At 64.9% G+C, this 14906-nt stretch carries 8 protein-coding genes and 1 tRNA gene; 7 read left to right on the top strand and 2 right to left on the bottom strand.

What is annotated here, in order from left to right:
- The first annotated feature begins 57 nt into the window (after positions 1–57).
- The gene (gene pyk, locus CXY70_RS12945) at positions 58–1503 is read left to right on the top strand and encodes a pyruvate kinase (protein WP_104192760.1); all 1446 of its coding nucleotides are present in this window, start codon (positions 58–60) and stop codon (positions 1501–1503) included.
- A 158-nt stretch (positions 1504–1661) separates the two neighbouring features.
- Here pyk and CXY70_RS12940 read toward each other — a convergent pair.
- Positions 1662–1744: transfer RNA gene (locus tag CXY70_RS12940), tRNA-Leu, on the bottom strand.
- A 38-nt stretch (positions 1745–1782) separates the two neighbouring features.
- Between CXY70_RS12940 and CXY70_RS12935 the strand changes: the two genes are divergently transcribed.
- Both CXY70_RS12935 and CXY70_RS12930 read left to right on the top strand, forming a co-directional pair.
- Positions 1783–2388 carry an ANTAR domain-containing response regulator gene (locus tag CXY70_RS12935; RefSeq protein WP_035879545.1) on the top strand — a complete coding sequence of 202 codons (606 nt, stop codon included), beginning with the start codon at positions 1783–1785 and terminating at the stop codon, positions 2386–2388.
- A 136-nt stretch (positions 2389–2524) separates the two neighbouring features.
- Positions 2525–6034 carry a bifunctional RecB family nuclease/DEAD/DEAH box helicase gene (locus tag CXY70_RS12930; protein ID WP_104192759.1) on the top strand — a complete coding sequence of 1170 codons (3510 nt, stop codon included), beginning with the start codon at positions 2525–2527 and terminating at the stop codon, positions 6032–6034.
- Here CXY70_RS12930 and CXY70_RS12925 read toward each other — a convergent pair.
- Positions 6026–6451 carry a hotdog fold thioesterase gene (locus CXY70_RS12925; RefSeq protein ID WP_104192758.1) on the bottom strand — a complete coding sequence of 142 codons (426 nt, stop codon included), beginning with the start codon at positions 6449–6451 and terminating at the stop codon, positions 6026–6028. The two genes, CXY70_RS12930 and CXY70_RS12925, sit on opposite strands and share 9 nt — an antisense overlap.
- 52 nt (positions 6452–6503) lie before the next feature.
- Between CXY70_RS12925 and polA the strand changes: the two genes are divergently transcribed.
- The 4 genes from polA (at position 6504) to CXY70_RS12905 (ending at position 14872) form a co-directional block, all read left to right on the top strand.
- Complete coding sequence (polA, locus tag CXY70_RS12920) at positions 6504–9182, top strand: DNA polymerase I (protein WP_104192757.1); 2679 nt, start codon at positions 6504–6506, stop codon at positions 9180–9182.
- A 74-nt stretch (positions 9183–9256) separates the two neighbouring features.
- The gene (locus tag CXY70_RS12915) at positions 9257–10930 is read left to right on the top strand and encodes a DUF885 domain-containing protein (protein WP_104192756.1); all 1674 of its coding nucleotides are present in this window, start codon (positions 9257–9259) and stop codon (positions 10928–10930) included.
- Between the two features lie 163 nt (positions 10931–11093).
- Positions 11094–12209 (top strand): hypothetical protein, encoded by a 1116-nt coding sequence (locus CXY70_RS12910; RefSeq protein ID WP_199183438.1) that lies wholly within the window; start codon positions 11094–11096, stop codon positions 12207–12209.
- On the top strand, positions 12206–14872 hold the full coding sequence (locus tag CXY70_RS12905) for a multicopper oxidase domain-containing protein (protein ID WP_104192755.1): 2667 nt from the start codon (positions 12206–12208) through the stop codon (positions 14870–14872). Before CXY70_RS12910 ends, CXY70_RS12905 begins: the two co-directional genes overlap by 4 nt.
- The last annotated feature ends 34 nt before the right edge of the window (positions 14873–14906 follow it).

Genomic DNA, 14906 nt, shown 5'->3' with positions numbered 1-14906 from the left:
CTTCCTGCACCACGTCGAAATGCGCCTGAATAGCGCGGAAATCGGAGATTCACCAGAATGAGACGCGCAAAAATCGTCGCCACCCTTGGGCCGGCAGCTGCCAGTTACGAGCAGATCAGGGCCCTCATCGACGCGGGTGTCGACGTGTGTCGCATGAACCTGAGCCACGGCAACTATCAGGTGCACGAGAGCGTTTACGCCAATGTGCGCAAGGCCGCCAACGATTCCGGCCGTGCCGTCGCCGTCATGGTTGACCTGCAGGGTCCGAAAATTCGCCTGGGCAAATTCGAGGGCGGCCCGTATGACCTCGCCGTCGGCGATATTTTCAAGATCACCACCGAAGACGTACTGGGTACCAAAGAACTATCCGGCACCACGTTCAAGGGACTGCCGCACGATGTGCACCCCGGCGATTTTCTGCTTATCGACGATGGCAAGGTCAAGGTGCAGGTCGTCGAAACGGATGGCGTCGTCGTCACGACCAGGGTGATCGTCGCCGGCCCGGTCTCCAACAACAAAGGCATCAACCTGCCCGGCGTGGCCGTCAACGTTCCCGCCCTGTCGGAGAAGGACGAAGCCGACCTGCGCTGGGGCCTCCGCCTCGGGGCTGACCTGATCGCGCTGTCCTTTGTACGCAGCGCCGACGACATCGTGCGCGTGCACGAGATCATGGCCGAAGAAGGTCGCCGGGTTCCGGTGATCGCCAAGATCGAGAAGCCGCAGGCGGTCGACAACCTCGAAGAGATCGTTGACGCCTTCGACGCGATCATGGTAGCTCGCGGCGACCTCGGCGTCGAGCTGCCGCTCGAGGCCGTGCCGATCGTGCAAAAGCAGGCTGTTGAGATCGCTCGTCGCATGGCGAAGCCGGTCATCGTGGCCACGCAGATGCTCGAATCCATGATCCTCAGCCCGGTACCCACCCGGGCCGAGACCAGTGACGTCGCCAACGCCGTGCTCGACGGTGCGGATGCCGTCATGCTCAGTGGTGAGACCAGCGTCGGAGAATACCCTGTTGTCACGGTGCAGACGATGGCCCGCATTGTGGAGTCCACCGAGGTGCACGGACTCGAGCGCATCGGCAAGCTGACCAACAAGCCGCGCACGCAGGGCGGTGCCATCACACTGGCCGCCATCGAGGTCGCCGAATTCGTCGACGCGAAGTTTCTCTGTATCTTCACCGAGTCCGGCGACTCTGCCCGCCGTATGTCGCGTCTGCGGTCAAAAATTCCGATGCTGGCCTTCACCCCGGAGGCGGGCATCCGTCGTCGCCTCGCCCTCACCTGGGGCATCCAGACCTACCTGGTGGACCCGGTGACCCACACCGACGCCATGTTCGGCCAGGTGGACGACATCCTCATTGGCCAGGGGCTCGCGCAAATCGGTGACAAGGTCGTCGTCATCTCCGGTTCCCCTCCCGGAATCGTCGGTTCGACGAACGACATTCGCGTGCACCGCGTGGGCGACGCCCACAACGAGGTCGCGCCGGCGTACGTCAAGAATTAACGCTTGATACCAAAGCCCCGCTCCGTGATTTCTACGGAGCGGGGCTTTGGTCGATATCGACGACTCGTTCACCATGAATTTGTGTCACGGCTGTTGATGAAGTCGCTGTAAAAAAGTTAAAAACTTGTTTGACCAGGGATTTAACAGATGAAAATTTGTACCGGTGGTGGGACTCGAACCCACACGTCCTTGCGAACAAAGCATTTTGAGTGCTCCGCGTCTGCCATTCCGCCACACCGGCTTACAACTACTAGTTCAGAATACCGTAGGCTTTTACCCGTGACCGACCAAGACAGCACCCCCACCCCTCCGCGCCGCGTTGTCGTCGCTGAGGATGAATCCCTCATCCGCCTCGACATCGTCGAGATTCTGCGCGACAACGGCTTTGAAGTCGTCGGCGAAGCCGGTGACGGAGAAACTGCGGTCGCCTTGGCACGGGAACTCCGCCCCGACCTGGTCATCATGGACGTCAAGATGCCCCAGCTCGACGGCATCAGCGCAGCCGAACGCCTCTCCAAAGAGCACATTGCACCCGTTGTGCTGCTCACAGCGTTCAGCCAGAAGGAACTGGTCGAGCGCGCCACCGAAGCCGGCGCTCTGGCGTATGTCGTCAAGCCCTTCACCCCCAACGACCTGTTACCTGCAATCGAGATCGCCCTCTCGCGCTACAGCCAGATCATCACCCTCGAAGCCGAGGTTGCCGACCTGGTCGAGCGGTTCGAAACCCGAAAGCTCGTCGATCGGGCTAAGGGCCTGCTCAACGAGAAGATGGGCCTGACTGAGCCGGAGGCCTTCCGCTGGATCCAAAAAGCGTCGATGGACCGTCGCCTCACCATGCACGACGTGTCTCAGGCGATCATCGAACAGCTCAGCGCCAAGAAGTAATCGCAGTTTGCGCAGAGAACGGCCCGGCAAATTCTGCCGGGCCCTTTTGCGATCCAGCGGTCTGCACCGGCGCGGCTCCTTATGGACCGCGTGTCGGTGGTGCCCGTTAGTCTCGGAATAGACGAAGGGCGGGCGCATGTTCCGACTGGGTGACAGCGTGGTAACCAGTGCGAGTGACCTGAGTGCGGCATCCGTTTGCGAGTTTGCGTTCCTGCGCCGTATCGACGCGAAACTGGGCCGCATTGACAGCGTGCCGGAACCGGTTGATGCCATGCTCGAACGCACGTCCCGGCTTGGCGATGAGCACGAACATCGGGTGCTCGAACGCTACCGGCAAAACTATTCGGTCGTGGAGATTGCCCGGCCAGAGCGCATATCGCGGCCCGACCTCGAAGCAGCAGCCGACAACACGCGGCTGGCGTTCGCCGGGCACGCCGACGTGATTTTTCAGGCAACCTTCTTCGATCCCGATTTTGGCCCACCGAACAGAGATGGCCCCATCGCCTTCCTCGGATTCGCCGACTTCATCGTGCGGCGAAGTGATGAAACCTGGCTGGTGCAAGACACAAAACTTGCCCGGCACGCCCGGGTTACCGCCCTGTTGCAGCTGGCCGCTTACGCCGAACAACTTGAACGCATTGGGGTCGAGTCGGCTGAGACCGTCGAGCTGTTGCTCGGCGATGGCTCCGTCAGCGTGCACCAGCTGGCAGACATTCGCCCGGTGTACCGCAAGCGCAAACAGCGTCTCGTGCAGATCATCACGGAACGGCTCGGCGATACTGCTTTCGTCAGGTGGGGAGACCCGCGCTACACCGTGTGTGGACGCTGTGCCACCTGTGAGGTAGAGGTGCACAGACACCGCGACCTGTTCCTCGTAGCCGGAATGCGGCTGACGCAGCGCGCGCGCCTGGTGTCCGGTGGCATCTGCACCGTTGAGGAGCTGGCAGTATCCAACGGTGGTATTGACGGCATGGCCGATGTCACGCTCGCCGCCCTGCGCCAACAGGCGCGGCTGCAGCTCCAGGCGGTGGCGGGTACGGCCCCGCCAGTCGATGTGTTCAATCCCGGTGCACTGGCCGCGCTGCCCGAGCCTAACCCCGGGGACATCTTCTTCGACTTTGAAGGTGACCCGCTCTACACAGAAGACAGTGGCACCGAGGGTGCGACCACGCAGTGGGGACTGGACTACCTGTTCGGCCTGGTCGACGTCGATGAATGCTTTCGCGCTTTCTGGGCGCACTCTTGGCGTGACGAGAAGCAGGCTCTCGTTGACTTCCTGGCCTACGTCGACAAGCGTCGCACCGAGTTTCCGGGTATGCACGTCTATCATTACGCCGCCTATGAGCGCACCCACCTGCTCAGCCTCGCAGCCCGGCACGGCGTCGGCGAAGACCAGATCGACCAGTTGCTGCGCGAGAACGTGCTGGTCGACCTGTACCCGCTCGTGCGCAAGACCATGCGTGTCGGGTCCCGCTCATACTCGATCAAGAAGCTCGAACCGCTCTACATGGGCGCCGAACTGCGCGGCGGTGAGGTCACTAACGCGGCGGATTCGATTACCGAATACGCCGGCGCTCGAGACCTGCACGCGCACGGCGACAAGGCCGAAGCGCAGCGCATGCTGGATTCCATCGCCGACTACAACCGTTACGACTGCGTGTCAACGTTGCGCCTGCGCGACTGGCTGCTCGCGCTCGCGCGCGGGGCGGGCATCCGCTCGGCCGGCACCCAGGCCGACCAGGATGCAGACACGCTCGAGCCGTCGCCGGTGCGCGACGCGCTGCTCGCCATCGCGGCGACGGCTGGCCACACGTCGCGCAGCGCTGACCAGACCGCGGCGGCCTTCGCTGCCGCCGCGATCGACTACCACCGCCGGGAACAGAAAAGTTTCTGGTGGGGACACTATTCTAGGCTCGAATACCCCATCGACGAATGGCAAGACACCCGCGACGTACTTGTGGTCGACCGCGTTGACGTCGACCGTGACTGGTTTCGCGAGGGCCAGCAGCGCGTCGATCGTCGCCACCTGTGGCTTCGGGGGCGTCTGGCACCGGGCAGCAGCATCAAACCGGGTGACCAGGCCGGGCCCTACCTGCTCTACGACTACCCCGGGCCTTTCGCCAACCCCGACACCTCGGCGGGGGCTCGCACCCACCGCGCCGTAAAAGTGCTCGAGGTCGCCGACGACGGCGGAATCCTGGTCGAAGAGACCCTGCTCAAAGATGTCGCCCGCTACGACCACCGACCGAGCGCACTCACACCGGCCGCCCCGCCTCGACCGCTCCAACAGAAACCCGCCATCGATGAGTGGGCTCGGGCGATCGTTGACGCCCAGCCAACCTGGCCGCGCGACCCGATGGTCGACATTTTGCGTCGCACCCCGCCGCGCACCCGTACAGGAGGCCTGGCGGCCGTCGCGGTCGATGGAGAGACCATAGACGCGGTCTTGGCAAGTCTTCGTGACCTCGACGGGTCGTACCTTGCGATCCAGGGGCCACCCGGCACCGGCAAAACCTACCTCGGCGCCCACGTGATCACGGCGCTCGTGCAGCAGTACGGCTGGAAGATTGGTGTCGTCGCCCAATCCCACGCCGTCGTGGAGAATCTGCTCGGCGCTATCGTCACGGCCGGGCTCGATCCTGCCCTCGTCGGAAAGGCGGCCAAAACGGGGGCTGACCCGGCGCAAGCCGGGTACACGGTGCTGCCCAAAGACGGCCAGCTGCTCTTTGCACTCGACCACGCCAACTCCGGATTCGTCGTCGGCGGCACTGCCTGGGACTTCAGTAATCCTGCTCGTGTGCCTCGGCACAGCCTTGACCTGCTCGTCGTCGACGAGGCCGGCCAGTTTTCGCTCGCCTCGACCATTGCGGCGAGCGTCGGCGCAAAGAACCTGTTGTTGCTGGGCGACCCGCAGCAACTGCCGCAGGTGAGTCAGGGCACGCACCCCGAGCCGATCGACCAGTCAGCGCTCGGCTGGGTCGCGGCCGGCCACGACGTGCTCGCAGCGACGCGAGGATATTTTCTCGCCGAGAGTCGCCGCATGCATCCGGCGGTGGCAGCTCCGGTCTCCCGACTCTCCTACGGCGGACTCCTGCGTGCCAATCCGATCACTTCGACCAGGTTCCTCGCTGGTGTCACGCCCGGGTTGCACGCCGTTCCGGTCGAGCACACCGGCAATGCCATTTCATCAGTCGAAGAGGGAGATGCCGTCGTGGCCCTCGTTCGTAATGTCCTCGGCCGGCTCTGGACCGACCCGACCGAGTGCCGCAGCGAGGATCCATTGGGCGAAGCCGACGTGATCGTCGTGACGCCCTACAACGCCCAGTTGGCCCTGGTGCACGCGGCACTGGCCGCTGCCGGCTACTTCAACGTGAGGGTGGGCACGGTCGATAAGTTTCAGGGTCAGGAGGCGGCCGTCGCGATCGTCACGCTCGCGGCCAGTTCGGCCGACGACGTGCCGCGCGGCCTGGCCTTCCTCATTTTGAAGAACCGGCTAAACGTCGCTATTTCGCGGGCCAAATGGGCCGCGTACCTGGTCTATTCACCGTCGCTGACGGCGCACCTGCCGGTGACGCCCGCTGGCCTCGCCGAACTCAGTGCGTTCATCAGCCTGGTTGAGCCAGACCCGGGCCAAGATCTAGGCTGACGGCGGCAGGTCTTTGATGATGTTCGTGATGCGAATCGTCGAGCAGCGCCGGCCGGCATCATCGGTGACGACGATCTCGTGGGTGGTGAGCGTGCGGCCAAGATGAATCGGGGTGCACACCCCCGTGACGTAGCCGGACGTTGCCGAGCGATTGTGCGAGGCGTTGATTTCGATACCGACGGCGAGTTTTCCCGGTCCGGCATGCAGGTTCGCGGCCATCGAGCCGAGCGACTCACCGAGCACGACGTAGGCGCCGCCGTGCATGAGCATGGCCGGCTGCGTGTTGCCCGCCACGGGCATCCGTGCCACAGCCCGGTCAATGGTGAACTCGGTGAACTCCAGCCCCATCTTGTCGGCGAGATCCCCGCAGCCGCGCTGCTGAACCCAGGCGAGTGCGTCGTCAGTCGTATTGAACATGATCACCTTTGGTCGGGAAGCCCACGCGGGAAGACACTTGTAGGCTAGGGGAGTGTTGGACTCCGAAAAGCCTACCCTGATGATCATCGACGGCCACTCCCTGGCATTCCGGGCGTTCTTCGCCCTGCCAGTGGACAGCTTCCAGACCCGTGCCGGGCAGCATACGAACGCCATCCACGGCTTTCTGTCGATGCTGCTCAGCCTGCTGCGCAACGAGAAGCCGACCCACCTCGCCGTCGCCTTCGACATTTCGCGCGCGTCCTTTCGCACCAGGGAATACCCCGAGTACAAGGGCACGCGTAATGCGACGCCCACGGAGTTCCTCGGCCAGATTCCGCTGCTGCAGGAAGCCCTCGCCGCGATGAACATCACGACCATCACCAAGGAAGACTTCGAGGCCGACGATATTCTGGCGACCCTGTCGGTGCAGGGTACCGACGCCGGCTACAACGTACTGGTCGTCTCCGGCGACCGGGATGCGATCCAGCTCGTCAACGAGACCGTCACCCTGCTCTACCCCTCCAGTCAGGGCGTGTCGGCGCTCACCCGCTACGACCCGGCCCGGGTGCGCGAGCGCTACGGCATCGAACCGGAGCAGTATCCCGACATCGCCGCACTCGTCGGCGAAACCAGTGACAATCTCATCGGCATCAGTAAGGTTGGCGAGAAGACGGCCGTCAAGTGGCTCGGCCTCTACGGCAGCCTCGACGGCATCCTCGAACACGCCGACGAGATCAAGGGCGTCGTTGGCAACAACCTGCGCGAGCAGAAAGAGAACGCGATTCGCAACCGCCGTCTCAACCGCCTGGTCACCGACCTGGAGCTGCCCGTGGCTGTTGCCGCCCTGGAACGCGGGGCCATGGACACGGATGCCGTGCGCGACATCTTCACTCGCCTCGAGTTTAAGACGCTACTCGACCGGGTGCTCAAGCTTGCCGGTGAAGACCCGGCGGCGGAAGGCTCCGCTCTCGTTGCCGCCATCGACGAGCTTCCAGCGGTGCAGTCGCCTGTCGCGCAGGACCTGCTGGACGAGGAGCTGCAGTCCTGGCTCGACCGGGCAACGGCGGCCCACCCGGCGGGACTCGGACTCACCGTCGAGGTGCAGGACGGCAAGGCGATCGGTTTCGGCCTGGCCACCCCGACCGAAACCATCAACCTGCCGTGGCAGCAGGGTCGCAAAGACTACGCCCCGCTCGAAGCCTGGCTGGCGAGCGATGCCCTGAAGATCATGAACGACGCCAAACACCAGGTGAAGGCCCTGAGCAAAAGCGGCCTGGCTTTCGCCGGCCTGGCCTTCGACACGCTGGTCGGCGCCTGGCTTGTCCGCCCGGGCGGTCCGGACAAGTCCCTGGCCGACCTTGTGTCACGGTACCTCGACGAAGTGCTGCCGGTGGCCGATCCCAACCAGCTCGTGCCCGACGAGACCCAGCAGGCTGGCGCCCCCGCCCACGCCTGGTATACCCTGCGGGTGTTCGCCGCCGTCGAAACCGCGCTCGATCCCGGCTCTCTCAAACTGCTGCTGGAGATCGAGCTGCCGACCCTGCTGGCCCTGGCCGACATGGAACTCGCCGGCGTCAGCGTCTCACACGAGCAACTCGCCGAACTATCAGCCGAGCTCGGCGTCAGCACGGCGAGTCTCGCCGCGGCGGCCTACGCCGAGATCGGGCGCGAGGTCAACCTCGGTTCACCCAAGCAACTGCAAGACGTGCTGTTCGAGCAGCTTCAGATGCCGAAGACGCGCGCCAACAAGACTGGTTTTTCAACGGATGCCGGCGCCCTGGCCGACCTTCAGGCGAGCAACCCGCATCCGTTCCTCGATCTGCTGCTAAAGCATCGCGACGCTACCAAGCTGCGCCAGATCGTCGAAACCCTCGACAAGGCCATCGACACGACCGGCCGCATCCACACGACGTACGTGCAGATCGGCACCACGACCGGCCGGATCTCCTCGAACGATCCCAACCTGCAGAACATCCCCGTGCGCACCGAGGAGGGTCGGCGCATCCGTGCCGCTTTCCAAGCCGGCGTCGGTAGCGAAAGCCTGCTCACTGCGGACTATTCGCAGATCGAGATGCGCATCATGGCGCATCTCTCCGAGGACGCGGGGCTGATCGAAGCCTTCAACGCCGGAGAAGACCTGCACCGTTTCGTCGGTTCGCGCATTTTCGGTGTCGACCCCGCCGATGTGTCCGGTGAGATGCGCAGCAAGGTCAAGGCGATGAGCTACGGGCTCGCCTACGGCCTGAGTGCCTTCGGCCTGTCCAGGCAGCTGCGCATCGACACCAAAGAAGCCAAGCAGCTCATGACCGACTACTTCGAACGGTTCGGAGCGGTGCGGGACTACCTGCGTAACGTTGTCGAGCAAGCCAAGGTTGACGGCTACACCGAGACCATCTACGGGCGGCGCCGGCCGTTCCCTGATCTGGCCAGCCCGAAACGAGTGCTGCGCGACAACGCGGAACGCGCGGCTCTCAACGCTCCGATTCAGGGTTCGGCGGCCGACATCATGAAAATCGCCATGAACGGTATCGCCGCGGATCTGGCGGATGCGTCGATGGATTCCCGCATGCTACTCCAGGTACACGACGAGTTGATTTTCGACGTCGCACCGGGGGAGTGGGACGCCCTGCGCCAGGTCGTCACCCACAACATGGAGTCCGCCGCCGACCTGCTCGTTCCGCTGACGGTGCAGGTCGGTCGCGGACCCAACTGGGACGCAGCCGCCCACTAGTTCGTTGCGGGTTGACCGGCCACTTTCCCCAATTGGGGGGCCCAGACGCAACACCCGTGTCCTAGGCTCGGGGCATGACACACGACATCCAGCGCACGCCAACGGCCATCGACCAGATCGCTGAAGAGTGGGTGGACACCCTCGTCGACCTCGACCCCACGGTGGGTACCTACATCGGCCGCACCGAGGGGGACGGTCGCTACGGCGATTATTCCCCGGCCGGCCACGAACGATTCATCGCCGAGGCAAAGAAGACCATTGCCCAGCTGGATGCCGCTCACCCGGGTGACAGCGTCGATGAAGTCACCCAGACCGACCTGCGCAGCGAGTTGGCGCTCACTGTGGAAAGCGCCGACGCCGAGTTGCAGCTGCGCGACCTCAACGTCATTGCCTCACCGGCGCAGGAGATTCGCGAGATCTTCGACCTTATGCCGACCAAGACCGTTGACGACTGGGCCAACATTTCGTCGAGGCTCGGCAACCTGCCCGCAGCCATCGACGGCTATATCGACACCCTTCGCCTCGGCATCGAACGCGGCGTGACGCCGGCTCGCCGGCAGGTGCGGGAGGTGCTCGCCCAGGCGAAGCGCCACGCTGCCAGCGACGGGTTCTTCGCCGAGTTCACCGCGAACGCAACTGCGGCCGAGGGCACACTGCCAGCATCCCTGGTCACGGACCTCGGTGTGGGCGCACGCCTCTCCGCGACCGCCTACGACAAACTGGCCACCTTCTTCAGCACAGAACTTGAGGGCAAAGCCACCGAAAACGACGCAATCGGTCGGGATCTGTACAACCTCGCCTCTCGTCGTTTCTTGGGCGCGACGGTGGATCTCGACGAAACCTACGAATGGGGCATCGAAGAACTCGCTCGCATGGTGGAAGAGCAAGAAAAGATCGCCGACCAGATCAAACCAGGCGCGGGCGTACTCGAAGCCATCGCCTACCTCGACACTGACCCGAAACGTAAACTGCACGGCACGCAGGCCTTACAGGAATGGATGCAGAAAACCAGCGACAAAGCCGTCGCTGACCTCGCCGAAACCCAGTTCGACATTCCCGACGAGATCAAGACCATCGAGTGCATGATCGCGCCCACCCAGGAAGGCGGCATCTACTACACCGGCCCCACCGATGATTTCTCCAGGCCCGGACGCATGTGGTGGTCAGTACCCGTCGGTGTGACCGAATTCGACACCTGGCGCGAGCTCACCACCGTCTATCACGAGGGTGTGCCCGGCCACCACCTGCAGATCGGCCAGGCCGTCTATAACCGGGCCAAGCTCAACACCTGGCGCCGCCAGCTGGCCGGCACCTCCGGGCATGCCGAGGGCTGGGCGCTCTACGCTGAACGACTGATGGAACAACTCGGCTACCTCGACGACCCGGCAGACCGTTTCGGCATGCTTGACGGCCAGCGGATGCGCGCCGCTCGCGTCGTTCTTGACATCGGCGTGCACCTCGGCAAGACCCGGCCAGACGGTTCGGGCCCGTGGACTTCGGACTATGCCTTCCAATTCCTCGGTCAGAACGTCAACATGAATGAGAGTTTCGTGAAGTTCGAGGTGAACCGCTACCTCGGCTGGCCGGGCCAGGCGCCGTCGTACAAGGTCGGCCAGCGCATCTGGGAGCAGCTTCGCGACGAGTGTGCCGCTCGCGAGGGAGCGAAGTTCAGGGTCAAGGAATTTCATCGTCGTGCCCTCGATCTCGGCGGCGTTGGTCTTGACACCCTGCGGTCGGCGCTGGCATAAGCGCCAGGGGCGACGCAGTCCGCATCGAGCATATACGGCTCGGTAAACTGGGCAGGTGCGTCCCCCTGAGTCGTCCCCGTTCGACACCGGCACTGTATCTGCACCGGAACAGACAGCGACTGCACCCGCTCCATTCCAGCTCCGGCCAAAGTCCCGCCGAGCCGTGATTGATCGTTCGGGCATCCGCCTTCTGTTTCTGGCTCCGGCGGGGGTGTCGCTGCTGCTCGGGCTGTATGCCGCGGCGGCCCTACTCGGCTTCGACGTGCCGCCGCTCGCCGACCGCCTGGCCGCATCGCACGGCGCGCTCATGGTTTTTGGCTTTGTCGGAACCCTGATCGTGCTCGAACGGGCCGTCGCGATCAAGATGTGGTGGGCCTTCTTTGCGCCGGCCTTGCTCGGCGTTGGCAGCCTGCTCGTGCTGGCGCCGCTGCCGATCTGGATCGGACGCACCGCAATCGCGGTCGGCGCGCTCGGCCTGCTGCTGATCTACCGCAGCATCTGGCGCCGTCAGGCGATGACGGCCATTGCGATTCAGTTCCTCGGCGGTGTCAACCTGCTCGTCGCGGCGATTCTCTGGCTCGCCAACGTTCCGGTTGCCCACCTGATACCGGCGTTCAGCGCCTTCCTCGTGCTTACCATCGCCGGGGAACGCCTCGAACTTGCGCGGTTGTCCCTGCGCGGCACCCATCCCGGGCGTGCCCTGCTCTGGGCGTCGCTGACGTTGACCGGATGCGTCTCGCTCGCCCTGTGCGTGCCCGCGTTCGGCTATCCATTGTTTGGCCTGGCTCTGCTCTGCGTGGTGTCCTGGCTGTTCCTGCACGATGTCGCGCGCCGCACGCTGGGATCGGTCGGGCTGCCGAGGTACATGGCAGCGTGCTTGCTCAGCGGGTACGCCTGGCTGGTCGTCGCCGGTGTCATCTGGCTCGTCGGCGACGCCGCGACAAGCGGCCCGACCTACGACGCTGTCATTCACGCGGTGCTGCTGGGGTTCACACTGTCGATGATCATGGCGCACGCGCCCGTCATTCTGCCGGCCGTGCTGCGCCGTCCGCTACCGTACCGGCCGATCATGTACCTGCCTGTAGTGCTGCTGCACGCCTCGCTCGTGCTGCGCGTGTTGTTCGGTGATGCGCGCGACTTACCCCACCTGCTCCAGCTTGGCGGATCACTCAGCATCACCGCCCTGCTGCTGTTCATCGTCATCGCTGGGGCCTCCGCGGTCCTTGGCCCGGTGCGCCAGGGCAAGCCAGCGCGACCTGTTCAGAGAGACCGTTCATGAGTCCCGTCACGGCCCGGGTGTATGCCCGACGCACCTGGTATCTGCAGACGAACGCCGTTGTCGCTGCCTGGCTCGCCGTGCTCGGCGTTGTTGTTCTGGCCCATCAAAACATTCCGGTCGCCGACTGGCTCATGGTGCACCTTTTACTGCTCGGCGCAGTCAGTACTGCGATCATCATCTGGAGCCAGCACTTCGCCGACACTCTGGTGCGGCGGCATCCACTGGGCGGGCGCCGGTCGCTGATCATTCGCCTGGTCGGGCACACGCTCGGGGCCATTCTCGTGATAATCGGCATGATCGTGAACCTGTTCGTTGTGGTGCTCGCGGGGGGCGTGCTGGTCGGCGCGGTTGCGGTGCTGCATACGGCGCTACTGGGCCGTGAGCTCCGCCGGACGAAACCCACCCGCTTCGGCTCGCTCGTGCGCTTCTACGTCGCAGCCGCTGTGAGCCTCTTGGGTGGTGTGTGCCTCGGCATCTGGATGGCGAACCCGGGGACGGGCGCCGACCTGCACGCTCGCCTCTACCTGGCGCATATCGCTCTCAACGTGCTCGGCTGGATCGGCCTGACCGCGGTCGGAACCCTCCTGTTGCTCTGGCCCACGGTGCTGCGCACCCGGCTTGGCGATGGAACGGATGCCGCCGCCCGTACCGCCCTTCCCCTACTCACCGCAGGCGTGGGGGTGGTCGCCGGTGCCAGCCTGGCCGGAGTGCCGCTCGGTGTCGGTGCAGGCGCCCTGCTGTACCTTCTAGGTCTCGTACCCGTTGTGTGGGAGGCAGTGCGGCAGGCCCGGCACGCGCCGCCGACGACTTTCGCCGGCTGGAGCCTCGCCGCCTCGATGGCCTGGCTGGCGTTCAGTGTTGCGGCGCTCGGCGTCGTGGTAGCGACCGCGGCGACCCCGATCGACGCCGTAGCCCGCCTCGGCTGGCTGGTGATTCCGTTGCTGGCCGGCTTCAGTGCGCAACTGCTGCTCGGCGCCCTCAGCTACCTGATTCCGATGGTTTCCGGCGGCGGACCGCAGGCCGGCAAGGCCGCCGCCGTCGAACTCAACCGGGCGCCGTTGTTTCGCCTGCTCGTCGTGAACGGCGGCATTGTGCTGTACCTCCTGCCGGTGCCGAGCCTGGTCAAGGTCGTACTGTCCCTGTTGGTGTTCGGGGTGATGCTGAGCTTTCTGGTGCTGTTGGTGCGCGCGGTCGTGGCAGGTGGGCGCATCCGCTCTCGCGCCGGGTCCGCTCCGGTCGCCGGGTCCGCTCCGGTCGCCGGTTCCGCCGCGGTGCCGGCCGGCGAGGCGCGTTCGCGCCGCACGCGTAGTGGGATGGCCGCCGGCGCGGTCGGTGCACTCGTGCTGGCCGTCACCGTGGGGGTTGCCCTCGACCCGGTCACGGCCGGGGTGGGTGCGGCATCGGTCACCGCTCAGGGCACCGTGGCCAGCGCCTCGGGCGAGGTCACCGAGGCGACCGTGACCATGCTCGACATGCGGTTCGCGCCCTCGAGCCTGACCGTGCCCGCCGGCAACCGGCTTGAACTCACCGTCACCAACGGCGACACCGCCGTGCACGACCTCACCCTCGCGAGCGGTTTGACATCGGGCCGTGTCGCGCCCAGGGAGACAGTGATCATCGACGCCGGAATCACGGCCGCCAGCAGTGAAGGCTGGTGTTCCATCGCCGGCCACCGCCAGATGGGTATGGTGCTGCAGATCATCGTCACCGGCTCCGCAGAAACGGATGCTGCGGCCGACCACTCCGGTTCCGATGCCACGGGTTTAGAAGTATCCGCCGCCGACGACCTCGGAACCCAGCCGGAGCCCTCGCCTGGATTCGAGGCGCGCGACCCCTTCCTGCTGCCCGCGTCCGCCGAAACCCACCACGATTACACTTTCCGGGTCGGTGATACCCAAGTCGAGGTCGCCCCAGGGGTAACCCAGACCCTCTGGCCGTTTAACGGCACAGCGCCCGGCCCGACCCTGCGCGGAAAAGTCGGGGACACCTTCACGATCACCCTGGTCAATCAGGCCACGACCGGTCACTCCCTCGACTTCCACGCCGGCGCGCTGGCCCCCGACGGTCCCATGCGCACGATAGAGCCGGGCGAAACCCTCGAGTATTCCTTCACCGCCACGCGGTCGGGTGTCTGGCTGTACCACTGCTCCACGATGCCGATGTCGCTGCACATCGCCAACGGCATGTTTGGGGCGGTCGTCATCGATCCCGCCGGGCTCGACCCGGTCGATCGGGAATACCTGCTCGTGCAATCTGAGTTCTACCTCGGGCCGCAGGGCGGCATTGCCGATTCCGACAAAATCGCCGCAGCCGTCCCCGACCTCGTCGTCTTTAACGGCTACGCGAACCAATACCAGGAGCAGCCGCTCCGCGCAAAAGTGGGGGAGCGCATCCGCTTCTGGGTACTCGACGCCGGACCCAACCTGGCGAGTTCCTTCCACATCGTCGGCGGCCAGTTCGACACGGTCTACGCGGAAGGCGAGTATTTGCTGCGTAACGGCGGCAGCACCGGCACCGGCGGCAGTCAGACGCTCGGGCTCGCGCCGGCGCAGGGCGGGTTTGTGGAGCTGCGCTTCCCCGAAGCTGGCACCTATCCCTTCGTGACGCACGCCATGACAGATGCTGAACGCGGCGCCGCCGGGCAGATCATGGTCGTCCCGTAGCCGCTTTGCGGCGGCAGGGCACCCGCGTTGGACA

The sequence above is a fragment of the Cryobacterium sp. Y82 genome, from assembly GCF_002929495.1.
GTDB classification, from domain to species: domain Bacteria; phylum Actinomycetota; class Actinomycetes; order Actinomycetales; family Microbacteriaceae; genus Cryobacterium; species Cryobacterium serini.
The sequence above is the reverse complement of the archived record's forward strand: the minus strand, read 5'-3'. Positions and strand labels throughout refer to the sequence as shown.